23 protein-coding genes, 1 tRNA gene and 1 other RNA gene are annotated in these 22,151 nt (G+C 70.9%); 21 read left to right on the top strand and 4 right to left on the bottom strand.

Annotation, left to right across the window (positions count from 1 at the left end; all coding sequences use genetic code 11):
• Nucleotides 1–15 precede the first annotated feature (15 nt).
• The 6 genes from ftsX to NIE79_RS06690 all read left to right on the top strand — a co-directional run bounded on the left by ftsX (nt 16) and on the right by NIE79_RS06690 (nt 4,430).
• The gene (ftsX, locus tag NIE79_RS06715; protein WP_238677720.1) at nt 16–891 is read left to right on the top strand and encodes a permease-like cell division protein FtsX; all 876 of its coding nucleotides are present in this window, start codon (nt 16–18) and stop codon (nt 889–891) included.
• Between the two features lie 149 nt (nt 892–1,040).
• Nucleotides 1,041–1,520 (top strand): SsrA-binding protein SmpB, encoded by a 480-nt coding sequence (gene smpB / locus NIE79_RS06710; RefSeq protein ID WP_124854050.1) that lies wholly within the window; start codon nt 1,041–1,043, stop codon nt 1,518–1,520.
• Between the two features lie 104 nt (nt 1,521–1,624).
• Nucleotides 1,625–2,000, top strand: a transfer-messenger RNA (tmRNA) gene (gene ssrA / locus NIE79_RS06705).
• A 71-nt stretch (nt 2,001–2,071) separates the two neighbouring features.
• On the top strand, nt 2,072–2,749 hold the full coding sequence (locus NIE79_RS06700; protein WP_238677719.1) for a hypothetical protein: 678 nt from the start codon (nt 2,072–2,074) through the stop codon (nt 2,747–2,749).
• Nucleotides 2,750–2,921: 172 nt separating this feature from the next.
• On the top strand, nt 2,922–3,431 hold the full coding sequence (locus NIE79_RS06695) for a hypothetical protein (protein WP_238677718.1): 510 nt from the start codon (nt 2,922–2,924) through the stop codon (nt 3,429–3,431).
• Nucleotides 3,432–3,476: 45 nt separating this feature from the next.
• The gene (locus tag NIE79_RS06690; RefSeq protein ID WP_238677717.1) at nt 3,477–4,430 is read left to right on the top strand and encodes a hypothetical protein; all 954 of its coding nucleotides are present in this window, start codon (nt 3,477–3,479) and stop codon (nt 4,428–4,430) included.
• 6 nt (nt 4,431–4,436) lie between these two features.
• Here the strand turns inward: NIE79_RS06690 and mdlC are convergent, their stop codons facing one another.
• Nucleotides 4,437–6,032 carry a benzoylformate decarboxylase gene (mdlC, locus tag NIE79_RS06685; protein WP_238677716.1) on the bottom strand — a complete coding sequence of 532 codons (1,596 nt, stop codon included), beginning with the start codon at nt 6,030–6,032 and terminating at the stop codon, nt 4,437–4,439.
• 321 nt (nt 6,033–6,353) lie between these two features.
• Between mdlC and NIE79_RS06680 the strand changes: the two genes are divergently transcribed.
• Entirely contained in the window at nt 6,354–6,944 is a 591-nt protein-coding gene (locus tag NIE79_RS06680; protein WP_112582369.1) for a YqgE/AlgH family protein, read from the top strand.
• Nucleotides 6,945–7,032: 88 nt separating this feature from the next.
• Nucleotides 7,033–7,105: transfer RNA gene (locus tag NIE79_RS06675), tRNA-Ala, on the top strand.
• 71 nt (nt 7,106–7,176) lie between these two features.
• On the opposite strand, the gene NIE79_RS06670 is transcribed toward NIE79_RS06675, so the two are convergent.
• Nucleotides 7,177–7,863 carry a helix-turn-helix transcriptional regulator gene (locus NIE79_RS06670; RefSeq protein ID WP_238677715.1) on the bottom strand — a complete coding sequence of 229 codons (687 nt, stop codon included), beginning with the start codon at nt 7,861–7,863 and terminating at the stop codon, nt 7,177–7,179.
• A 479-nt stretch (nt 7,864–8,342) separates the two neighbouring features.
• Here NIE79_RS06670 and NIE79_RS06665 point away from each other — a divergent pair, with 479 nt between their 5' ends.
• From NIE79_RS06665 to NIE79_RS06640, 6 genes are all read left to right on the top strand, one after another.
• On the top strand, nt 8,343–9,050 hold the full coding sequence (locus tag NIE79_RS06665) for a LuxR C-terminal-related transcriptional regulator (RefSeq protein ID WP_238677714.1): 708 nt from the start codon (nt 8,343–8,345) through the stop codon (nt 9,048–9,050).
• Nucleotides 9,051–9,284: 234 nt separating this feature from the next.
• Complete coding sequence (locus NIE79_RS06660; protein WP_238677713.1) at nt 9,285–9,944, top strand: sporulation delaying protein family toxin; 660 nt, start codon at nt 9,285–9,287, stop codon at nt 9,942–9,944.
• A 31-nt stretch (nt 9,945–9,975) separates the two neighbouring features.
• Nucleotides 9,976–10,617, top strand: coding sequence for an SdpA family antimicrobial peptide system protein (locus NIE79_RS06655; protein ID WP_238677712.1), 642 nt, complete (start codon nt 9,976–9,978; stop codon nt 10,615–10,617).
• A complete protein-coding gene (locus tag NIE79_RS06650; RefSeq protein ID WP_238677711.1) occupies nt 10,614–11,726 on the top strand; it encodes a sporulation-delaying protein SdpB family protein in 1,113 nt (370 codons plus the stop codon). The genes NIE79_RS06655 and NIE79_RS06650 overlap by 4 nt, the downstream gene beginning before the upstream one ends.
• A 73-nt stretch (nt 11,727–11,799) precedes the next feature.
• Nucleotides 11,800–12,138 (top strand): SdpI family protein, encoded by a 339-nt coding sequence (locus NIE79_RS06645; protein ID WP_238677710.1) that lies wholly within the window; start codon nt 11,800–11,802, stop codon nt 12,136–12,138.
• Between the two features lie 81 nt (nt 12,139–12,219).
• Complete coding sequence (locus NIE79_RS06640; protein WP_238677709.1) at nt 12,220–13,734, top strand: phytoene desaturase family protein; 1,515 nt, start codon at nt 12,220–12,222, stop codon at nt 13,732–13,734.
• Between the two features lie 73 nt (nt 13,735–13,807).
• Here the strand turns inward: NIE79_RS06640 and NIE79_RS06635 are convergent, their stop codons facing one another.
• The gene (locus NIE79_RS06635; protein ID WP_030490864.1) at nt 13,808–13,930 is read right to left on the bottom strand and encodes a 50S ribosomal protein L36; all 123 of its coding nucleotides are present in this window, start codon (nt 13,928–13,930) and stop codon (nt 13,808–13,810) included.
• Nucleotides 13,931–14,054: 124 nt separating this feature from the next.
• Here NIE79_RS06635 and NIE79_RS06630 point away from each other — a divergent pair, with 124 nt between their 5' ends.
• Entirely contained in the window at nt 14,055–14,963 is a 909-nt protein-coding gene (locus tag NIE79_RS06630) for a lytic polysaccharide monooxygenase auxiliary activity family 9 protein (RefSeq protein ID WP_238677708.1), read from the top strand.
• A 27-nt stretch (nt 14,964–14,990) separates the two neighbouring features.
• Here NIE79_RS06630 and mgrA read toward each other — a convergent pair whose 3' ends face one another.
• Entirely contained in the window at nt 14,991–15,986 is a 996-nt protein-coding gene (gene mgrA, locus NIE79_RS06625; protein ID WP_238677707.1) for an L-glyceraldehyde 3-phosphate reductase, read from the bottom strand.
• Between the two features lie 70 nt (nt 15,987–16,056).
• Here mgrA and NIE79_RS06620 point away from each other — a divergent pair, with 70 nt between their 5' ends.
• From NIE79_RS06620 to NIE79_RS06595, 6 genes are all read left to right on the top strand, one after another.
• Nucleotides 16,057–17,037 (top strand): aldo/keto reductase, encoded by a 981-nt coding sequence (locus tag NIE79_RS06620; RefSeq protein WP_238677706.1) that lies wholly within the window; start codon nt 16,057–16,059, stop codon nt 17,035–17,037.
• Nucleotides 17,038–17,042: 5 nt separating this feature from the next.
• The gene (locus NIE79_RS06615) at nt 17,043–17,540 is read left to right on the top strand and encodes a hemerythrin domain-containing protein (RefSeq protein ID WP_167493680.1); all 498 of its coding nucleotides are present in this window, start codon (nt 17,043–17,045) and stop codon (nt 17,538–17,540) included.
• A gap of 55 nt (nt 17,541–17,595) precedes the next feature.
• The gene (locus tag NIE79_RS06610) at nt 17,596–18,840 is read left to right on the top strand and encodes a sensor histidine kinase (RefSeq protein ID WP_238677705.1); all 1,245 of its coding nucleotides are present in this window, start codon (nt 17,596–17,598) and stop codon (nt 18,838–18,840) included.
• On the top strand, nt 18,837–19,487 hold the full coding sequence (locus NIE79_RS06605; RefSeq protein ID WP_238677704.1) for a response regulator transcription factor: 651 nt from the start codon (nt 18,837–18,839) through the stop codon (nt 19,485–19,487). The genes NIE79_RS06610 and NIE79_RS06605 overlap by 4 nt, the downstream gene beginning before the upstream one ends.
• A gap of 76 nt (nt 19,488–19,563) precedes the next feature.
• Entirely contained in the window at nt 19,564–20,631 is a 1,068-nt protein-coding gene (locus tag NIE79_RS06600; RefSeq protein WP_238677703.1) for a hypothetical protein, read from the top strand.
• Nucleotides 20,632–20,688: 57 nt separating this feature from the next.
• Entirely contained in the window at nt 20,689–22,149 is a 1,461-nt protein-coding gene (locus NIE79_RS06595) for a sigma 54-interacting transcriptional regulator (RefSeq protein ID WP_238677702.1), read from the top strand.
• The last annotated feature ends 2 nt before the right edge of the window (nt 22,150–22,151 follow it).

Raw genomic sequence — 22,151 nt, 5'->3', positions numbered from 1 at the left:
CCGGAGGAAATCCCGATGCGCGTGAAATACGTCCTGTCCGAGGTACTGGTCGGACTGTGGCGCAACGTGACCATGTCCATCGCGATGATCATCACGATGGCGGTCTCGCTGACCATGCTCGGCGCCAGCGGTCTCATGTACCGCCAGGTCGACGACATGAAGGACCTCTACTACAAGAACATCGAAGTCTCGATCTTCTTGACCCAGGAGGTGACCGAGCAGGAGCGCACCGACCTCCAGACCAAGCTCGATGGCGACCCCCTGGTCAAGGACGTCTTCTACGTCAACAAGGACGAGGCGTACAAGCGCTTCAAGGAGATGTACCAGGACGCGCCGGACCTGGTGAACGCCGTGAAGCCGGACCAGCTGCCCGAGGCGTTCCGGCTCAAGCTGAACAACCCGGAGCAGTACAAGGACGTCTACGACCAGTACAAGGACACCGCGGGCGTCGAGGAGATCATCGACCAGAGTCGACTGCTCGACAAGATCTTCAACATCCTCACCTCGATCCAGAACATCGCCCTGGCTGCCGCCATCGTGATGGCGGTCGCCGCCCTGCTGCTGGTCGCGAACACCATTCAGGTGGCCGCGTACAGCAAGCGGCGTGAGGTGGCGGTCATGAAGCTGGTCGGCGCGTCCAACTGGTTCATCCAGGCGCCGTTCGTGCTGGAGGCCGTGGTGGCCGGCCTGATCGGTTCACTGCTCGGTCTGGTGGCCCTGGTCGCGGCGAAGTATCTGCTCTTCGACGGGTCGTTGAGCGCGTTGCAGGGCCTGCTCTCGCCGATCACCTGGGGCGACATCCTGTTCATCTTCCCGCTGATGGCTGGCGTCGGTGGTCTGGTCAGCGCGGGCACCGCCTGGATCACCCTGCGCTTCTACCTGCGGGTCTAGGCACCGTACGGGTCGTCCCGTCGTCTCCCGAGGACCCTCCCGCAGCCGGAAATAAACGGCGCGGGAGGGTCCTTGTTGTTCGGGTAGCATGATCGGTTGTCCGGCCGGGGTGAGCCCGGCCGCGAACGCCAGGAGAGGGGGTGGCACCGATGCCACGGGAAAAGGGGCGCAAGGTCGTCGCCTCCAACAAGAAGGCGCGTCACGACTACGCCATCTTCGACACGTACGAGGCGGGCATGGCGCTGACCGGCACCGAGGTGAAGTCGCTTCGGGCCGGGCGTGCGTCACTCGTCGACGCGTTCGCGCAGGAACGTGACGGCGAGTTGTTCCTGCACGCGATGCACATCCCGGAGTACACCCAGGGCACCTGGACCAACCATGAGCCCCGGCGTACCCGCAAGCTGCTGCTCAACCGGGGCGAGATCGACAAGCTCCTCGGCAGGACCCGCGAGGGCGGTTTCACCATCGTCCCGTTGCAGGTCTACTTCTCGGACGGCTGGGCCAAGGTCGAGATCGCCCTGGCCAAGGGCAAGAAGTCGTACGACAAGCGTCAGGACCTCGCCAAGCGGGACGCGGACCGGGAGATCGCCCGGGTGTCCGGTCGACGCGGCAAGGGCATGGACGACTAGTTCATCCCGTTTGTCCGGGTCGGCGCGCCGGCCCGGGGCTCGGGATGAAAGCTGTTGCGGCAGGCGTTAGTCTTGTCAGTGCCGCCACATCGGCGGCCTGTCGAGGGGGTGACTGGTTTCGACTTCGTACGCAGCGACAGGGGAAGCGAGCCGAGGAAGCCGACGTCGTCTCGAGAATCGGTCGTCGGAAACTTATAAGCGCCAAGCAAAATCGCGCTGACTTCGCTCTCGCCGCCTGAGGCGAGTAGCTAAGTCTGTCGGCCTGGGAACGCCTTCGTCCCAGTAGCCGGCATCAGCTAGGAGGCTGGCCAATCGGACCCGGTCGCGGGGTCCGTGCGGCGAGATTAATCAGCGACTGGGCCCGTCACACCAACTTGCTCGCGTGAGCGGTGGGGCCGAGTAGAGGCACAGCGAGCTGCGCTCGGAGAAGCCCTGACAAACCGGCGAAGGACCCGGGTTCGATTCCCGGCACCTCCACCACCTCGAACGAAGCGCCCCGGCCCACCAGCCGGGGCGCTTCGTTGTGTCGAGAGGGTCTTAGGCTGCCCCCTGTGACCAACCAGGAGCTGCGCCTGTCGGTCGGCGCGTCGCCCGGCCAGCGCGTCGTGGCGGTGGTGGCCGGCGTTCTGCTCACGGCCGTCGGCGCGGCGTTCGTGGCGCTGCCCCTCGTCGCCGACGGGCTGTTGCGCCGACTGACCGGCCCGGGTGACGCGTTCGCCTCCTATGAGGAGGCTCGCGACCTGCCACCGGGGCTCCTGCCGCCGGCGCTGCGCGACTCCGCCGACCCGAACCAGTCCGGTCCCAGCCCGTTCATCGGCCTGTGTGGCCTACCCTTCGTCCTGCTCGGCCTCTACCTGGTGCTGCGGGTGCTCCGCACGGCCGCCTGGCTGGACGGCAGCCGGGCACGGGTACGCGGTGCGCTGCGCACCCGCACCGTCGACCTCGCCACCGCCGGGATCGAGTCCGGCGCGGTGTCGTACCGCGAGGCGGACGACGACGGTCCGGCCGGCCAGCCGCAGGTGCGGGCCGTCCTCGCGACCAACCCGGGGAGTGCCCGGAGGGTCACCATCCCGCTGCGCGGCATGGGGCTTCCCGTGCTGCCGCCGTCCGAGCTTCGGGCGCTGGCCGAGGCGATCACGACGGGTCGACCAGGCGATGAGCGGGCCGGCGACGCGCGTGCCGTGGCCGACCACCTGCGCCGACTGGCACAGCACCAGTCGACCGACTGAGGCGGTCGTACGGTCCCAGGCGGCCTGTGCGGCGCTGAGGGCGCACCATCGTGGCTGGTGGGGCCAGTGGGTTCAACGGGGCAGAAGAGACCGCTCAGGGCTCTGGACAGGGCGTGTCGGGCAGCCTCACCATCGCGGTACGGGGTAGCAGCGCCGCCGCGCGGGAGGTGCCATGGTCACCGGTCCGGTCCAGCAGCCGTCACTCGTCACCCGACCGCGCGTCGCGCATCCGGCGGGGCTCCCCGCCGATCCACATCCCATCGGTCTACCCGGCGAACCGCGCCCGGCCGGCCTCGCCGGTGACGCGCACGCCCTCGGCCGGGCCGTCGCCGTCGCCAGCACCGAGCCGCGTTGGCGCGACGACGTTCTCCTTCGGCTGCGTCCGGTGCGCCAGGGCTTCGCCGAGCACGTCCGGGTCACCGAGGGCCCCACCGGCCTCTACCGGGAGTTGCTCACCCAGTCGCCGCGACTGGTCCACGGCGTGCGGCTGCTGACCCGGGAACACGTGGCTATCGTCGCCGCGATCCTGGCGGTCCAGCAGATCGCTGAGCGGCCCGAGACGCCCCCCGATGAGCTGCGACACCGGGCCGGGCACCTGCTGCGGAGGTTGGCCCGGCATCGGCGGCGTGGCGCCGACCTGCTCTGGGAGGCGTACCAGACGGATCTGGGTGGCGAGACCTGAACCCGGGTCGGGAACCGGTCGGTCGGCGGAGGCGTCGAACCGTACATGAATCGGCCTGCCCTGCTGCTCGTGCTCCCGTTGCTGCTCGTGGCGGGATGTGCCGCGACCGACGCCGGTCCGGCCGGCGGCCCGCGCAGCCCGACGCGCGGCGCGGAGGCGTTCGACCAGCGGGCCGCTCAGATCGCCGAGGCATGGCGGCCGGGCCCCGACTGGCGCACGGGCTACGTGCCGTTGGAGGGGCCGACAGTGCTCACCGGGGATCCGAGCTTCACCCCCGAGACCGAGGCGGCATTCCGGGCCGGGTGGTACCGCGAGCAGGTCGGCATACCGCCCACCCGGGTCGGCGGCGAGATCCAATTTCCGGACGGACGGCTGACGCTGCCGTTGGTCAGCGCCGCCGAGGCGTACCGGCAGCTCGACCAGGGTGACCCACTGCCCTGCCCGGGGCGGCCGAAGCAGCCTGGCCGGCCGACCCCCGGCGGCCCCACAGTCGAACCTGGGCCCGACGGGTGGACCACGAGCAGCACGCAGACCGCGTGTCTCCCGCTCACCGTCACCGGTGTCACGTTCGGCGCCGTGCCGGTGCGCACGAGTCGGGGCGTGGCGCAGGTCCCGGCCTGGCTGTTCACCATCAAGGAGCTGTCCACCCCGGTGGTCCGGCTCGCCGTCGCGCCGACGGCGGTCACCCCCGTCCCCGAGCCCACCGCGCCGGCCCGGCCGCTGCCGGACGGGTTGGTGGCGGCCCAGGACCTGGCCGCCGTCGACGGCGCACGGCTGACCGTGCGGCTCGGCGTCGGCGCGTGCGACACCGGGATCACGCCGCTGGTGTGGGAACGGCCGGACGTCGTGGTGGTCGGTGGCGGCGTCACCCGGGCCACCGGCGAATGCATCGCCCTGCTGAAACTGGAGCCGGTCACCGTCACCCTCGCGGCGCCGCTGGGCAGCCGGCCGGTGCTGGACGTCTTCACCGGTGCCCCGTTGTCGACAGCACCGCGCTGACCCGGCTCAGAGGATGCTGGGCACGTCGGTGCTGATCGGTACCGGCAACACAGTGGGCCGGTCGGCGCGCAGCCCGGTGGCGAGCGCCGCGCCGAGCTGATCGGGGGTCTCCACCACCTGAGTGGCACAGCCGTAGCCGGCCGCGATCGCGACGACGTCCAACCCCGGCAGGTCCAGGCCGGGCACCCCGGGAGTGTGCTTCAGCTCGGCGAACGCCTTGAGGATCGCGTACTGCTGATTGACCGGGACGACGACCACCACCGGCAGTGCCAGGCGCGCGGCCGTCCAGAGTGCCTGCACCGAGTAGTGGAAGGAGCCGTCGCCGATCACCGCCACCACCGGGCGACCGCGCCCGGTGTCCCGCTCGGCCAGTGCGATGCCGATCGCCGCCGGCAGGCCGTAGCCGAGGCCGCCGCTGGCCATCGTGAAGTACGACGCCGGGCGGGTGATCCGCAGCTGACGACGCAGCGCGGACAGATTTGATGGTGACTCCTGGACCAGCACGCCGTCGGTCGGCCAGTGTGCGGCCAGGGCGGCGAACATGGCGTCCGCGCTCAGTGGGGTGCCGACCTCCGGCGGTGGCAGTGCGTCCCGCCGCGTGGGTGCCGGCCGGTCGCTCGGCGGCACCCGTTCGACAAGCGCGGCCAGGGCCAGCCCCGGGTCGCTGAGCAGGCTGTCACCGACCGGGGCTCGCGCGGCCTCGTCGGGGTCGTCGGTGATGTGCAGCAGTCGGGCGCCGTCGGGCAGGTGCCCGCCCGGCACGTACGGGTAGTAGCGGAACACCGGGGCGCCGACGACCAGCACCGTGTCGTGCCCGCTGAGCGCCTCGGCGAGCGGACCGATCGCGTACGGCAGCACGCCGCGGAAGTGCGGGTGGTCCTCGGGGAACACCGCCCGCTCGGTGGCGGGAGCCGACCAGACCGGCGCGGCGAGCCGCTCCGCCAGCGCGACAGCTGTCGCCCAGCTCGCGGAGCGGTCCACCCCCGGCCCGTACACGAGCACCGGGTTGCGGCTGCCGGCCAGCACCCGGACGAACTCCTCCAACCGCTGCGGGTCCGGCGCGAACCGGGTGGCCACCGTTCGCGGCGCGGGCGGCGGGTCGGCCGGCTGGGCCCAGTCGTCCATCGGCAGGGAGAGGAAGACCGGCCCGGCCGGTGGCTGCACCGCCGTCGCGTACGCCCGCAGCATCGCCGCGGGGATGTCCTGTGCCCGGGCCGGCTCGTAGGCCCACTTCACGTAGGGCTGCGGAAGCTCGGTCGGTCGGCGGCTGGCCAGCCGGGGTTCCAGGAGCAGCATCTCCCGGGTCTGCTGGCCGGCGGTGACGATCAGCGGAGTCTTGTTGTGCCAGGCGGTGACCAGGTTGCCCATGCCGTTGCCGGTGCCCGGGGCGGTGTGCAGGTTGACGTGGGCGGGCACCCCGTTGGCCTGGGCGTAGCCGTCGGCCATCGCGACTGCCGTCGCCTCGTGCAGCGCGTGGACGTAGTGGAAGTCGGCGGGGAAGTTCTGAAGGAACGGCTCCTCGGTGGAACCGGGGTTGCCGAAGACAGTGGTCATACCGAGGGTGCGGAGCACGTCGTACGTCGCGTCCCGGACAGTTGCCATCGCACCCGCCTCCGTGTCGCGGGCAGGGGCAACCGCGGTCGCCCTCCCGATCAGCCGAATCTATCGGGATGTGACGGACCTTTCGGGCGTTTCACGGCCGTCGGTGGCCCCGATCGGTCGATCACCGGGAGGTCCGCCGTCGGGTGCGTCGACCCTTCGTCTTAACTGTCCGATCACCCGCCGGTCAGACCTTAGCCAGCACCCAGCACGCAGGCTATGGTGCCAGGCATGGCGTTGACAGGGCGGCTGAACCCGATGCGGCGGGCGGATCCGGTCGATGACCGGCCCCCGACGCGGGCTCACGGTTGACGGGTGTGTGGCATGCAGGGAGAGGGCCAGGCGATCGGCGGACGAGCGATGGAGTCGATGACCGGGCGGCTGCTGGTCGCGACTCCGGCGCTCAAGGACCCGAACTTCGACCGTACTGTGGTGCTGCTGGTCGCCCACGAGCCGGGCGGCGCGCTCGGCGTGGTGTTGAACCGGGCCACCGAGGTGCCGGTGGCCGAGGTGCTCGGTGACTGGAGCGACCTGGCCCGTCACCCGGCGGTTCTCTTCGAGGGGGGCCCGGTGCAGCCCGACTCGGCCATCTGCCTGGCCCGGATGCGGCACCCGATGCGCCGGGTGAAGGGCTTCCACCAGGTTTCCGGGGCGGTCGGCACGATCGACCTCTCGGTCGACCCGGAGCGGCTGCGGGAGAGCATCGGCGGCATCCGGGTCTTCGCCGGCTACTCCGGCTGGGGCAGCGGCCAGTTGGAGCAGGAGATCGCCGACGGGTCCTGGTTCGTGCTGGACGGGCTGCCCGGGGACGCCTTCGTCGACCGGCCCGACGACCTGTGGCCGATGGTGCTGCGCCGGCAGGGCGGGATGATGGCCGCCGTCGCGCACTTCCCGCCGGACGTCGCGCTCAACTGACCCGGGTCGGCGGGGGACCCCGCGAGATGACCATGCGGGCCGGTCTGTGTATAGTTTCCCAGTGCCCGGGCGACCGGGACGACAGCAAGGGGCCGTGGCGCAGCTGGTAGCGCACCACACTGGCAGTGTGGGGGTCAGGGGTTCGAGTCCCCTCGGCTCCACCCTTGAGAAACGCCCTGGTCGGGATAATCCGACCAGGGCGTTCGCTGTTGCTGCCCGCACCTGCTGCCGCTCACCGTAGTGGCGTCAGCCACCCCCGCTCCTGAGCCAGCAGGGCGAGTTGGAAGCGGCTGACCGCCCCCGCCGTCTGCATGAGCGAATTGACCTCGCGCCGGATGGTGCGTTCGGTGAGATCCAGTCGCAGGGCGATGGCGGCGTCGGTCAGCCCGGCGGCCAGGCACGTCAACACCGTCGCCTGCCGAGGGCCGAGCTGCTGTGCGGGCAGCTCACCGACGCTGGCCTCGCGCCAGAGGGCCTCGAAGACCTCTGCGATGGTGGAGACGTGGGCGCGTTCCTGTAACAGGATCGCGTAGCGACCCTTGCAGCCGGTGCTGACCGACATCAGGGCGATCCGGCGATCCACCAGGAGCAGGGACAGCGGGGTGGAGGGAACGCCGCGGATGCCGAGTCGAGGGCGGCGCGGGGCCGACAGGTGGCTGTTTGCCGCACCGACGACGCGGATCTCGGCGGCCTCGTTCTCAAGCAGGTTGAGCGGCATCAACAATTCCGGCGAGGCGGGATCGGCGACGATGCTGGCTTCGTTGCGGCATTCTCGTAGAAGGGACCGTGCCTCGTGCTGGTAGCGCTTCAGGTCGACCGTCTCACCGCCGTTCTGGCGGACCTGCCGGAATACCGACGCGAAGTCGTGCAGATATCGGGTCGGTGAGGCCGATCCGCACCCGTTCTGGACTTCGATCATGAGGCAACAGAATAGCAGCTTCTAAAGCGTGGTCGACCGGGCTGCCGGCGGTCCTCGAAGGGTCTACCGTCGGGTCGAGGCGGCGACCTTCGCTGCTCATCGTCCGGCGGAGACGTGTGATCGCGGCAGCACGGGGCCCTGAGGGTCGAGCCGCTCCCGGCCGCGTTGATTCATCGCGATCAGGGAAAACTCGGGTATCCCCGGATAGGCTTAATGGCAGAACATGTCGGATATGTTGCTCCGACGTTACGGCGATGTCCTAATCAGGACAGCCAGTTGACCATGACCGTTCGGCCATGATGGTCTCTCCTGCGACAGGGAATAGGCATGCGTCAACGTCACTGCCCACCTCGTCAGGTGGTCGGACCGGACGCTCATTCGTCACTCTGCCGATGAACCCTGGCCGGGCGATTTGTGTAGCAGGTCGCAGCGCACGGCACGCCGATGTTCCTTGCGAATAGACCAACGGGGAAAACTGCATGAGCGCGCCTGGGAAAATAAAGATTCTTGTCGCCAGTGAACACCCGCCGGTCCGTACCGCCATAGGGCTGTTGCTGAATTCCACGCCGGGCATGTCGGCGGTAGCGGAGGCCGCCGACGGAGCTGCCGCCACGATGGTTGCCCGGCGGATCCAACCGAACGTCATCCTGCTCGACTTCGACTCAGATCCCGGCCACTGCGTCGACACCACCGCGCGCCTGACGAGCGACCCGGCCCTGGGTGGCATCGGTGTGCTCGTCTTCACCGCCCGCAGCGGCCCGGAGCAGTCTGTCCGGCTGCTCCGGGCCGGCGCTCGCTCGGTGCTGAGCAAGGAGACCTCGGCCGAGGGGCTACTGGACGCCATCAGGGTGGTGGCCGCCGGCAGCCTGGTGCTGAGCCCGGATCACGCCGGAGGTGTCCTACGCCACGTCGGTCGCAGTGACGGCGAGACCTGTGCGGCGATGGCCGGGGAGGTCGGGCTGGGCCTGCTGAGTCTGCGTGAACGCGAAGTCCTCGCACTCGTCGCCCAAGGCTACAACAACACCGAGATCGCGCGGCGGTTGCACATCAGCGATCTCACCGCGAAGACCCATGTCAGCCGGATCCGGGTCAAACTCGACGCTCGTGACCGGGTGCAGCTCGTCCTGCGGGCGTACGCAGCCGGACTGTCCCTGCACGCCACCGCCGAATACGGCCAGTCGGCGTAGTCCGTACTCGAAAGGAGTACGGAAGGTGTCAACTCCGGTACGACGACAGCCGCGGCGCACATCCCTAACGTTCTGTACACACCGGATCACCGCCGAAGCTGACAACCACCGCGCAGCGGGCCGGGACGGGGAACCAGTGCGACCACTCGTCAGGGCGGCCGTGCACGCCACCCGTCCCCGGTTCGACTCGCCTGGTGTTCGTCGTGCCCAGGCGGGCGAAGAGAGGAAGGGTAGTTGCGAAACAAGCGTAAGACGGTAGTCACCGCGCTCCTGGCTTCCGCCATGGTGCTCGGCTCGCTCCCCGCGTACGCGGCGGAGAGCGCACCGACCGGTAGCTCCACGTTCGCGGTCGGTGTCGATCGGGAACAGGCCGCTGCCGCTGAGGGCGAGCGGATCTTCCGCGCGATCTACAGCGGTGCGGGCGACGAGCAGCTGCGGATCCCGCGGATCGCCGCGGCCGATGCCGCAGTCGAGCCGCACGGCAAGGCGTGGAACGAGCTGGTCCAGCAGATATCCCTCGCCGAGCCGGGATATCTGGCCGAGTTCGGCCGTCAGATGCGTTCCGGTGACCCGTACCTGGTCACCGAGGCGCTTGAGGGCGGGCAGGCGCGGATCGAGGCGGCCATCAAGAAGCTGTACCCGGCTGCGAGCACCAAGCAGACGGAGAGCGACATGGGCGCCAACTGCACCGTCGGTGCGGTCGCCTGTGCCGTGGTGGCGGTCGCGGTGTCGACCGGCGGTGCTGTCCTCAACTACGTCGCCGCCGTCAACGTCGTCGCGATCGTCAACGCTGGGACCTGGGTCAACGGGTTCTGGGGCATTGCCAGGCCGGACGAGAACAGCCCGGGTGGTGAGGCGTTCATCCGCGACCTGACCGTCCGACTGGCCGACTGACGAACACTGAGCAAGGAAGTCAGTGATTCCTGTGAGTATTCACGAACAGGACACGGGGCGGGCGGAGCTGGAGAAGCTCCGCCCCCTCCCCGGTCTGAGCATCCGATCCGGGCGGGACGTCGCGCTGACAGTGCTCTGGTTGGCCGTCTGCCTCGCGATCGTGGCGATGGCGGGGCTGAGTCGGCTCTCCGAGTCCGCCATCGGGCGCGAGTTGCCGAACAGCATCTCGAACGGTTTCCTCCAGGGTTTCCCGCAGGGTTGGTCCTTCTTCACCAAGGACCCGCGCTCCGAACAGGTGCAGGGCTACACCCGGGAGGCGCCGGGCAGGTGGAAGACCATCGACCATGGTCACAACAACGGGGTTGGCAGCGCCTTTGGGATCAGCCGGAAGACCCGGACGCACGGGCTTGAGCTGGCCTTCATGACCAAGGCACTGGACCAGAATCTGACCAAGCTGACCGAGTGCCGCAGCAGGGAGGCGCTGGACTGTCTGGAGGCCGCCGCCGCCAGCCCGGTCGCCACCGTCCGAAACCCCTCACCCAACCCGATCTACTGCGGAACTGTGGGCCTGGTCATGTACAAGCCGACCTCGTTCGAGTGGCGAGACTTCCCCACCGGCAACGCCAAGGTGAAGGTCGTGACAGTGCGGAGTGAATGCGAGGGCGAGCGGTGAAGCTGCTGCACCGGCAGGTCAGGTCCGATTTCCTGTGGATCGACCCGTGGGGTTGGGCGTACGTGCTGATGCGGACCCTCACCGCTCTCGGCACCTTGCTCACGCTGTCGTTCAACGGCCCGTCGATCCTGTTCCACCCTCGCATCGACGCCGAGCAGCCGCCCGTCTGTGTGGAGCCGCTCGGCACCGTGAGCATGCTCTGCCAGGGGTCTCCCGCACTCTGGCGGTACGTCGGCATCGCAGTCCTGCTCCTGGTGCTCTCCGGTTGGCGGCCGCGGTTGCTCGCACTCCCGCACGTCTGGGTGACCTGGAGCGTCTCGTTCTCCATCTCCCTCCCCGAGGGAGGTGACCAGGTGGCCAGCAACCTGGCGCTCCTGCTGCTCCCGCTCGCGCTCGCGGACGGCCGGCGCTGGGTCTGGCGGGTCGATCCCCACCGTCGGGCCCGGCTGCTATCCAATCCCGTGCTGGACTTCCGCACGATCTTCGGCCTCTCGGTGGTCGTACTCGTACGCCTCCAGGCATGCGTGATCTACCTGGACGCCGCCGTCTCCAAGTTCCGGGTGACGGAATGGCAGGACGGAACGGCGATCTACTACTGGTTCCGGGATCCGCTCTTCGTCCCGGGCGACGTCCGCGACGACATCGCGTTCGCCATCACCTCGACCCCGGTCAGCACCGCTCTGATCACCTGGGGCGGGCTGGCGCTCGAACTCGCGCTGGCGGCGGCCATCTTCGCCGGTCGTCGGAGTCGGCGGGTCCTGCTCGTCCTGGGCCTCGCGTTCCACGGGATGATCGCGATCGTCTTCGGCCTGGTCACCTTCTGGATCGCGATGGCGGCGCTGCTGGTCATGTACCTGGGCTTCGACAACGACTTCCCTGGCCTACGCCGGCGGGCGGCCCAGGTTGGCGCCCTGCTCGCGCCGCTGGGTCGCCGGGCGCGCCGGCGCCCCAATCTGCCGGTGCCCACGTCGCCCGCACCTGTCGAGGCCCGTCCCGACGCCGAGCTCGACGACCTGGTGGGGGTGGCGGCCGACGGCACCCGGGGCGCGAACCGAGAGCCCCGCGACGCGGACGGGCCGGGGGCACCCGTCGGCGCGAATAGCACCTAATTGGGAGAGATTGTACAATGACGCTAACTGATGCGTCAGGAGGTGGACATTGCTGGCCGGAGCATTCATTTCTGTGGTTTACGCATTCCTCGGGTGGCTCGTCGCCTTCAGCGCCCGGGCCTCCCTGCGGCCGTCGGTGAACATGTACCGCAGCCCCGGGGTGCGGACCGCCGCGACCATGAAGTCGACCGAGCACTGGTACGCGGCACACCGCCGGGTCGAACGCCCGCTCTACCGGACCGGGATCCTGTTGGCCGTGCTGTCGCCGCTGCCAGTCGTCCTCGGCGCGGCCTTCGGTGATCCGCCGGTCATCGGGGCGGTCCTGGTGCTCGCCGTGCTTGTCGTTCCCTACCTGCTCTACCTGGGCTACGTCGGCAACCGTGCCGCGCTTGCGGTGGACGATGGGCGTTGAGCGCTCACCCCGACGACGAGGCCAGCCGGCGTCACCCCCTGACCGGCCTCGTCATCGAGGGCCTGGGCAACGGCGGTCCGGGTGACGTTCGACAGCGAGGGCCGTCGCGTCCGTACCGACGTGGTCGTTGTTGGCGCCGGCCCGAACGGGCTCGCCGCGGCGCTGGTGATGGCGGGAGCGGGCCTCCAGGTGGAGGTGTATGAGGCCGCGGCGACCGTGGGTGGCGGCGCGCGAACGCGTGAGCTGACGCTGCCGGGCTACCAGCACGACGTCTGCTCGGCGGTCCATCCGATGGCGCTGGCCTCGCCCTTCTTCCGCGCCTTCGACCTGGCGGCGCACGGCGTGAAGCTGCTGCACCCGGAGGTCTCCTACGCTCATCCGTTGGACGGCGGACGCGCTGGCCTCGCCTGGCGGGACCTGCCGCGGACGGTTCACGGTCTGGGGCGGGACGGGCCGGCGTGGCGTAACCTGCTCGGCCCCCTGGTGCGGCACTGGAGCGACCTGGCCGACCTGGTCATGTCGGACCTTCGAAGCCCACCGGCCCACCCCTGGACGGCCGGTCGACTGGCGTTGCGACTGATTCGCCGACTGGTGGCCCGGGGGCCCCTGGACTTCTCCGACGACCTGGCACCGGCGATGTTGACCGGTGTGAACGCCCACGCCATCGCGCCGGCCCGTGGCGTCGGCGCCACCGCTGTGGGCGTGGTGCTGGCCGCACTCGCGCACGGTGTGGGCTGGCCGGTGCCGGAGGGCGGCAGCCAGCGCATCGTCGACGCCCTCGCCGCCGAACTTCGTCGTCGGGGCGGCCGCATCATCACCGAGGCCCCGATCCATGACCTCGCGCAGCTTCCGCCGGCCCGCGCGGTCCTCCTCGACGTGGCCCCCGCTGGTCTGCTCCGCCTGGCTGGCTCGCGACTGCCCTCCGGATATGCCCGGAGCCTGCGCGCGTACCGACGCGGTGGGGCCGCGTGCAAGGTGGACTTCGCGTTGGCCGGTCCGGTGCCCTGGCTGGCACCCGGCTGTGCGCGGGCCGGCACCCTGCACCTCGCCGGCACCCGTGAGGAGGTCGTCGCCGCTGAGGCAGCGGTCGCCGCCGGCCGGCACGCCGCGCGCCCGTTCGTGCTCGCGGCCCAACCCGGGGTGGTCGACCCGTCCCGGGCACCGAAGGGTCGGCAGGTGCTCTGGACGTACGCGCACGTGCCGAACGGGTCGCCGCGCGACGTCCGGGAACAGGTCAAGGACCAGGTGGAACGCTTCGCCCCGGGTTTCCGGGACCTGATCCTGGCCGAACACGTGATCACCGCCGACCGGTGGGAGTCGTACAACCCGAACTATCTCGGCGGTGACATCTCCGGTGGGGCCACCACCGCATGGCAACTGCTAGCGCGGCCGGTGCCCCGGTGGGACCCGTACCGGACCCCGCTGCCCGGGGTCTACCTCTGCTCGGCGTCCACCCCGCCCGGGCAGGCGGTACACGGGATGTGCGGGGTGCACGCCGCCCGCCGGGCGCTGCGGGACAGGTTCGGTGTCCGGGTCGACCCGCTGGCCCTCGTGGCCGGCCGACCGCTGGTGGCAGGACTGCTCAGCCCGCGTTGAGACGTACGCGAAAACGCCCCGACCGGATGACCCGGTCAGGGCGTTGGCGACTAGATGTCCGATAAGGGCTGGATCAGCCCTGACGGCTCTTCCACTGCGGGTTGGCGCGGTTTACCACTACCACCCGGCCGCGACGGCGGACCACCACCGAACCCGGCTTCTGCTTCAATGCACGCAACGAGCTACGTACCTTCATCTCTGCCTCCTCGGTGCAAGCGGTTCCGAGTATCGAAACGCCGCACCCACCCGCCAGATTCCCGGCCGGTCAGCGTCGAACCTTTGCCGTCTCCCGGCCGTACCACTGGGCGGAGGTCACCCTCATGCCCGTACGCCGGCTCCTCGCCACGGTGCTGGTCGCTACCGCGACAGTGCCCCTGGCCGCCACACCCGCAGCCGCCCACGGTGCCCCGACCGACCCGATCAGTCGCGCGGCGGCCTGCGGCCCCGAGGGCCGGTACGCGGCCACCAGCGCCTGCCGGGCGGCGATCGAGGCCGGCGCGGCGGTCCGCGAATGGGACAACGTCCGCGTTTCGACGATCAACGGGCGAGATCGGGAACGGATCCCGGACGGTGAGCTGTGCAGCGGCGGACTGTCCGCGTACCGGGGACTGGACCTGCCCCGCACCGACTGGCCCAGCACCACGCTGACCACCGGCGCGAAGTTCACCTTCCGGTACCGGACCACCATCGAGCACCGGGGCACCTTCCGGCTCTACGTCACCACGCCCGACTACGACCCCGGCAAGAAGCTGACCTGGGCGGATCTGGAGTCGCGCCCGTTTCTGACGCTGACCGACCCGCCGGTGCGGGCCGGGGCGTACCAGTTGGCGGGGCGGTTGCCGGCGGGCCGCAGCGGCCGGCACCTGATCTACACGATCTGGCAGAACTCCAACACCCCGGACACCTACTACTCCTGCTCGGACGTGGTGTTCCGGGGTGCCAAGGCCACCGCCACCCCGGCGAAGGCCGCCGCGACGAAGAGCGCGGCTGCCACCGCGAGTGGGCCGGCAACCACGGAGCCGGCGGTGGCGGCGGCGGCCGACCCGGGCGTGCCGGTGGCGTCGGTGACCAACCTCGGCGACCGGTGGCCGGTGCTGGCCGGTGCCGCCGCCGTGCTGCTCCTGGCCCTGCTGATCGGTGCCGGACGGCGACGGCGCAGCGCCGCCGCGCCGGTGGGCCGGCAGTGCGAGGTGCGCAACCACCGGGCCGGGCGGCGCCGGATCTGGTGACCCGACCCGCCCGGGGTCCGACGGCGTTCAGCCCAGGTGGCGCTCGATCTCGGCCAACTCGTCGGCAGTGAAGTCGAGGTTGTCCAGCGCGGCGATGTTCGTCTCCAACTGCTCGACGCTGCTCGCCCCGATGATCAGGCTGGTCATCCGCGGGTCACGCAGCGCCCAGGCCAGCGCGAGCTGAGCGAGGGACTGACCGCGCCGCTCGGCGACCGCGCCGAGCCCACGGATCGTGGCCATCTTCTCGTCGCTGAGGTCGCTCTCGTTGAGGAAGACGCTGGTGCGAACCCGCGAGTCGGCCGGGATGCCACCCAGGTAACGGTCGGTCAGCAGGCCCTGGGCCAACGGGCTGTACGCGATGCAGCCCGCACCGACCTGCTCCAGCGTGTCGAGCAGGCCGTCGGACTCGGTCCAGCGGTTGAGCATCGAGTACGACGGCTGGTTGATCAACAGCGGCGTACCCAGCTCGCGCAGGATCGCGGCGGCGCGCGTGGTCTGCTCCGAGTTGTAGTTCGAGATGCCGACGTAGAGCGCCTTGCCGGAGCGGACGATGGCGTCGAGCGCCCCCATCGTCTCCTCAAGGGGGGTGTCCGGGTCGAACCGGTGCGAGTAGAAGATGTCGACGTAGTCCAGCCCCATCCGGCCCAACGACTGGTCCAGCGACGAGATCAGGTTCTTGCGCGAGCCCCACTCCCCGTACGGGCCGGGCCACATCAGGTACCCGGCCTTGCTGGAGATGACCAACTCGTCGCGGTACGGCTTCAGGTCGGTGGCGAGCATCCGGCCGAAGTTCTCCTCCGCCGAACCGGGCGGCGGGCCGTAGTTGTTGGCCAGGTCGAAGTGGGTGACACCCAGGTCGAAGGCGCGGCGCACGATGTCGCGCTGCCGTTCGAACGGGCGGTCCGGACCGAAGTTGTGCCACAGCCCGAGGGAGACGGCGGGCAGCCGCAGGCCACTGCGTCCGCTGCGCCGGTAGGTCATGGTGTCGTAGCGGTCATCCGCGGCGAGGTAAGTCACGATCATGAGCCTAGCTCCGGCCCAGCGTGACGCGGATCGGGCGTGGAAACCGGGACATCGGGGTAGTTTCGACGCCATGCGTTTCATTGCGCTCGACACCCCCAAACCGCTGTCCAAGATCGGCTTGGGAACCTGGCAGTTCGGCTCCCGGGAATGGGGGTACGGCCCGGACTTCGAGCGACAGGCGGCGCAGATCGTCCGGCGGGCCGTCGAACTGGGCGTGACGGTCTTCGACAGCGCGGAGATCTACGGCTTCGGACGCAGCGAACGCATCCTCGGCGCGGCCCTCGGCGACGACCGGCCGAAGGTGGTGGTCGCCACCAAGATCCTGCCGGTGCTGCCGGTGGCCGCTGTGGTGCAGCAGCGGGCGGTCGCCTCGGCGGCCCGGCTCGGCGTCACGAGCATCGACCTCTACCAGGTGCACCAGCCCAACCCGCTGGTCGCCGACCACACCACGATGCGCGGCATGCGGACCTTGCAGGACGTCGGACTGGTCGGCGAGGTCGGCGTGAGCAACTACGGGCTGCGCCGCTGGCAGGTCGCCGAAGCGGCGCTCGGCCGGCGGGTGCTCAGCAACCAGGTCCGCTACAGCATGCTGGACCGCGCACCCGAGCAGGACCTGCTGCCGTACGCGCGGCAGGCCGGTCGGGTGGTCATCGCGTACAGCCCGTTGGCCCAGGGCTTCCTCTCCGGCCGCTACGACGCCAAGAACCCGCCGACCGGCGCGGTCCGGCGCGCCAACCCGTACTTCCTGCCGGAGAACCTGGAACGCGGCGCGGCCCTGATCGACACGGTGCGCCAGGTCGCCGACGCCCACGACGCCACCCCCAGCCAGATCGCGCTGGCCTACCTGCTGCGCCACCCGAACGTGCTCGCCATCCCCGGCGCGTCCGGCGTCGAGCAGATGGAACGCAACGCCGCCGCCGCCGACATCGACCTGGCCGACGACGAGTACACGGCGCTGGCCGAGGCCGCGAAACGCTTCCGCCCGGTCACCGGCATCGCCGCCATGCCGGCGATGCTGCGTGCCCGGTTCGGCAACCCAACCGGAAAGTGAGCACAGTGGACGACATCACCGCGCTGATCCTGGACGACCACGCCGCCTTCCGGCGTGGCTTCGCCCGCCTCGACGACGCCCGCGACGAGCAGGAGATGCTCGCCATCTGGGACGCCCTCGCCCTGCACCTGGACATCCACGCCGAGGCGGAAGAGGCGATCCTCTACCCGCACCTAGTCAAGCACGGCGACGACGGCGAGGACGAGACCGCCGACGCGATCGGCGACCACAACAAGATCCGCGACGCCGTCGCCGAGGCGAAACTGCACCCGGTCGGCTCGGACCAGTGGTGGGAGGCGGTCGGTACCGCCCGCCGGGAGAACAGCGAACACCTGGCCGAGGAGGAGGACGAGGCGCTGCCCGACTTCCGCCGGCACGCCAGCACCGAACTCCGCGCCGAACTGGGCCAGCGCTGGCTGACCTTCTACGGCGAGCACAAGAACGGTCGCAACCTTCCGTTCCGCGACAAGGACCCACAGCAGTACGTCGCCGACCACCGCTGACATCTCCCCGGCGCGGGGGAGTCGCCGGGCCCCGACCGGGCAGCAGAATGACGAGGTGACAGTCCGAGCGGCGCTGGCCCCGCTGGTCGCCGGCACCACCTGGCGACGCGGCGTGTTCCTGCTGCTCGGCGGCGTGCTGGCGCTGCCGTACGGGCTGCTCGCGGTGACCTTCGCCCAACTGCTCGCCGACTCGGCGATCCCGCGCCCGCTGGTCTACGTCCTGCTGGTCATCGCCGTGCTGATCGCCGTCGTCCCGTTGCTCGTGGACGGCAGCCGGGCCCTGGAGATCGCCGCCGTGCGAGCCCTGCTCGGCGTCGACCTGCCCGAACCCGCGCCCGGGCACCACGGCGACCGGGAGACCCGGCTGCGCAGTGCGCTCTGGATCGCCACCCACCTCATCGTCGGCGCCGTGGTGATGATCGCGCTGTTCAGCGCCCTGCCGATGGCGCTGGCGTTCATCGCCCAACAGTTCGGCGTCGGCACCGAGCTGACCAGCCGGGAACAGTTCGGGCCACTGGACGGGCAGGACAGCGGCTGGCTGACAGTGGCCGGGGTGCTCCTGCTGGTCGGCCTCGGCTACGCCGTCGCCGGGCTCGGCGCGCTCGCCGGATCCATGGCACCGGTGCTGCTCGGCCCGGCCCAGGCGGAGCGGATCGCCGCCCTCGAAGCACGGGCCGCCCGGCTCGCCGAACGCAACAGGCTGGCCCGGGAGCTGCACGACTCGGTCGGTCACGCGCTGACAGTGGCCACCCTCCAGGCCGGGGCGGCCCGCGAGGTCCTCGACACCGACCCCGAGTTCGTCCGGCGGGCACTCACCGCCATCGAGGACGTCGGGCGGACCGCGATGGACGACCTCGACCACGTGCTCGGGCTGCTCCGGGAGAACGGACGTGACCGGCCCGTGGTGGCGCCGCAGCGTACCCTCGCTGACCTGGACCGGTTGGTCACCGACGCCCGCGCTGCCGGCCTGGCCGTGCACGCGCAACGCGCCGGAGACCCGGCCCGGGTGCCCGCTGTGGTCTCCCGGGAGGGCTACCGGATCGTCCAGGAAGGACTGACGAACGCGGCCCGGCACGGCCACGGGCCGGTGACGGTACGCCTGGACCTGCACAGCGACGCACTGGAGCTGGAGCTGGTCAACGCGGTACGCAACCCCGACCGGGCCCAGCGGGAGCGGGGCGGCCGGGGCCTGGACGGCATGCGGGAGCGGGTGCTGCTGCTCGGCGGCCGGCTCACAGTGGGCCCGGACGGCGACCGGTGGCTGATCCGGGCCCGTCTGCCCTACGAGGAGACGACATGACCACCGGAGTGCTGATCGTCGACGACGACGAGCTGATCCGGGTGGGGCTGCGAGCCATCATCGACGCCCAACCCGACCTGCAGGTGCTCGCCGAGGCCGCCGACGGCGCCGAGGTGCCGCCGCTGGTCGCCCGGCACCGACCCGACGTGGTGCTGATGGACGTGCGCATGCCCGGTATCGACGGCATCCAGGCCACCCGGCACCTGCTGGCCACCTCCGCCGACCCGCCCCGGGTGCTGGTGGTCACCACGTTCGCCAACGACGAGTACGTCTACGAGGCGCTGCGCGCCGGCGCCTCGGGGTTCCTGCTCAAACGGGCCCGCCCCGCCGAGGTGGTGGAGGCGGTCCGGGTGGTGGCCGCCGGCGAGTCGCTGCTCTTCCCGGCCGCGATCCGCCAACTGGTCGGGGCGTACGGGCCGGCGGGCGGCGACCGGTTGAGCGCCGCCCGGCTCACCGAACGCGAGGCCGAGGTGCTGCGGTTGATGACCACCGGCCGGTCCAACCCGGAGATCGCCGCGCACCTGGTGGTGGGGGTGGAGACGGTCAAGACGCACGTCGGCAACGTGCTGGCCAAGCTGGGCGTCCGCGACCGTACGCAGGCTGTCATCGCCGCCTACGAGTCCGGCTTCGTCACCCCGTCCGGCTGATCGGTCCCTCCACCGGGGGAGAGGGTTCACCGCCGGCCGGGAGGGAATCCGGCGGCTGTCCGTCGAGGCTGAGAGCATGACAACGATCACTGCCTCCCCAACCCGTACCGACTCCCGCTGGCCGGACCGGCTCGCCCCACTGGCCGCCGGTTGGCTCGGCCTGTGGGGCGTGCTCGCCCTGATCGGCACCCTCACCGGCGCCGGCTACCCGTTCGGCCCGAACGATCCCCACGGCGGCGACGTCAGCCTGCTGCGCCTGGTGCCGGTGGAGGTGGCCACCCCGCTCTTCGCCGGCGTACTGCTCAGTGCCGCGGTGGCCGCCCTGGCCATGAGCCGCCCGGCGGCGCGCCCACCCGGCCCGCTGCGGGCGCTGCTCGCCGGCTACGGCTGGGCTGTCGCGTTCGTGCTCGTCCTGGTCGTGCCGGATGTCCGGGTGCTGATCGTGCTCGGCTACCTCCCGATACTCATCGTCGGCGCGCCGTTCGGCTGGCCGCCAATCGACTACGCCGACGTCTTCAACTGGGCGCTGTTCGGCCGGTTCGCGGCGCTGGCCGGCGGGCTGTTGCTGGCCGGGGCGGTGCTCGCCTGGCAGCGCCGCACCGCCGGGGACTGCGTGGGGTGCGGCCGTGGCGACACCGACCGAGGGTGGACCACCCCGGCCGCCGCCGCGCGCTGGGGCCGGTGGGCCGTGGGCATCGCGGCGGTCATCCCGCTGATGTACGCGCTGACCCGGTTCGCCTGGGCGGCCGGCATCCCACTCGGCATCTCCCGCGAGTTCCTGACCGAGATGCAGGACACCGGGATCGTCTGGGCCGGGTTCGGGCTGGCCGCCTTCGCCACCGTCGGCGCGATCCTCACCCTCGGCCTGGTGCAGCGCTGGGGTGAGCGGTTCCCGCGCTGGATGATCGGCCTCGCCGGCCGGCGGGTGCCGGTGAAGCTGGCCGTGGTGCCGGCCACCCTGGTCGCCATCGCGGTGACCGCGGCCAGCCTCGGGATGATCGGCCAACCGGAATTCTGGACGGGGATCGACCTGGCCGGGTTCCCACAGCGGCTCTGGCCGGTGTGGGGCGTGGCGCTCGGCGCGGCCACCTACGCGTACCACCTACGCCGCCGCGGCACCTGCCGGCGTTGCGACAGGGGCTGAGGGTGACAGCGGGGGTGCCCCCCGATGCCCGGGGCGCCCCTGCGAATGTGAGCTAGCGTGGGTCGGGTGACTGCGCCTACCCCGGTAATCCCGGTTCCACCGGCCGACCTGCCCGGCACGCTCGGCGCGCTACGGGCGGCCGGTCACCAGTACCGCACCGTCAAGCAGGAACTCCGCGACAACCTCCTCGCCCGGATGCGCTCCGGCGAGACCCGTTTCCCCGGCATCGTCGGCTACGACGACACAGTGCTGCCCGAGGTCGAGCGGGCCCTGCTCGCCGGGCACGACATGGTGCTGCTCGGCGAGCGCGGCCAGGGCAAGACCCGGCTGATCCGCTCACTGGGCGCGTTGCTCGACGAGTGGACCCCCGTTCTGCCCGGCTCGGTGCTCAACGAGCACCCGATGCACCCGCTCACCCCGGCGTCGCGCGCCCAGGTCGCCGAGGCCGGCGACGAGCTGCCGATCGGCTGGCTTCACCGCTCGATGCGGTACGGCGAGAAGTTGGCCACCCCGGACACCAGCGTCGGCGACCTGATCGGCGACGTCGACCCGATCCGCATCGCCCAGGGGCGTACCCTCGGCGACCCGGAGACCATCCACTTCGGGTTGGTGCCGCGCACCAACCGGGGCATCTTCGCCGTCAACGAGCTGCCCGACCTTGCCGAGCGCATCCAGGTGGCGCTGCTCAACGTGCTGGAGGAGCGGGACATCCAGGTTCGCGGCTACCAGCTGCGCCTGCCACTGGACCTGCTCCTGGTGGCCAGCGCCAACCCGGATGACTACACCAACCGGGGCCGGATCATCACTCCCCTCAAGGACCGGTTCGGCGCGGAGATCCGCACCCACTACCCGGTCGACCTGGAGCTGGAGCTGGCGCTGATCCGCCAGGAGGCCGACCTGGTCGCCGAGGTGCCGGAGCACGTGCTGGAGGTGCTGGCCCGCTTCGCCCGCGCCGTCCGGGAGTCGCCGTCGGTGGACCCGCGTTCCGGTGTCTCCGCCCGATTCGCCATCGCCGCCGCCGAGACGGTCGCCGGTGCCGCGCTGCGTCGCGCCGGTCTGCTCGCCGCCTCCGGCACCCCGGACGGACGGCCCGAGGTCGCCGTCGCCCGCGTCGGTGACGCGGTGTCGGTGACCAGCACGCTGCGCGGCAAGGTCGAGTTCGAGAGCGGCGAGGAGGGCCGGGAAACCGAGATCCTCGCCCACCTGTTGCGTACCGCGACCGCCGAGACGTTCCGGGCCCACCTGGCCGGGCTGGACCTGTCCGGGTTCACCGCCCTGGTCGAGGACGGCGCCGCGATCGAGACCGGCGAGTTGGTCAGCGCCGCCGAGCTGCTGCGCCAGGTCGGCACCGTACCCGGGTTGGCGAAGGTCCTGGACCGGCTCGACCTGGGCGACGCGCCCACCTCGGAGGTGGCTGCTGCGGCCGTCGAGTTCGTGCTGGAAGGGCTGCACCTGACCCGGCGGCTCGGCAAGGACGTCACCGACTCGGGGCGCACCGTCTACGGCGGCCGGGGCTGACC

Source organism: Micromonospora trifolii (genome assembly GCF_022229005.1).
In the GTDB taxonomy this organism is placed as follows: Bacteria; Actinomycetota; Actinomycetes; order Mycobacteriales; family Micromonosporaceae; genus Micromonospora; species Micromonospora trifolii.
The sequence above is the reverse complement of the archived record's forward strand: the minus strand, read 5'-3'. Positions and strand labels throughout refer to the sequence as shown.

Coding starts and splice junctions, on each gene's coding strand:
- NIE79_RS06690 (WP_238677717.1), top strand. CDS start 3,477: ATGAATCGGCCTGCCCTGCTGCTCGTGCTCCCGTTGCTGCTCGTGGCG.
- mgrA (WP_238677707.1), bottom strand. CDS start 15,986: ATGATCGTGACTTACCTCGCCGCGGATGACCGCTACGACACCATGACC.
- NIE79_RS06665 (WP_238677714.1), top strand. CDS start 8,343: ATGAGCGCGCCTGGGAAAATAAAGATTCTTGTCGCCAGTGAACACCCG.
- NIE79_RS06600 (WP_238677703.1), top strand. CDS start 19,564: ATGACAACGATCACTGCCTCCCCAACCCGTACCGACTCCCGCTGGCCG.
- NIE79_RS06605 (WP_238677704.1), top strand. CDS start 18,837: ATGACCACCGGAGTGCTGATCGTCGACGACGACGAGCTGATCCGGGTG.
- NIE79_RS06635 (WP_030490864.1), bottom strand. CDS start 13,930: ATGAAGGTACGTAGCTCGTTGCGTGCATTGAAGCAGAAGCCGGGTTCG.
- NIE79_RS06630 (WP_238677708.1), top strand. CDS start 14,055: ATGCCCGTACGCCGGCTCCTCGCCACGGTGCTGGTCGCTACCGCGACA.
- NIE79_RS06695 (WP_238677718.1), top strand. CDS start 2,922: ATGGTCACCGGTCCGGTCCAGCAGCCGTCACTCGTCACCCGACCGCGC.
- mdlC (WP_238677716.1), bottom strand. CDS start 6,032: ATGGCAACTGTCCGGGACGCGACGTACGACGTGCTCCGCACCCTCGGT.
- NIE79_RS06620 (WP_238677706.1), top strand. CDS start 16,057: ATGCGTTTCATTGCGCTCGACACCCCCAAACCGCTGTCCAAGATCGGC.
- NIE79_RS06680 (WP_112582369.1), top strand. CDS start 6,354: ATGCAGGGAGAGGGCCAGGCGATCGGCGGACGAGCGATGGAGTCGATG.
- smpB (WP_124854050.1), top strand. CDS start 1,041: ATGCCACGGGAAAAGGGGCGCAAGGTCGTCGCCTCCAACAAGAAGGCG.
- NIE79_RS06670 (WP_238677715.1), bottom strand. CDS start 7,863: ATGATCGAAGTCCAGAACGGGTGCGGATCGGCCTCACCGACCCGATAT.
- ftsX (WP_238677720.1), top strand. CDS start 16: ATGCGCGTGAAATACGTCCTGTCCGAGGTACTGGTCGGACTGTGGCGC.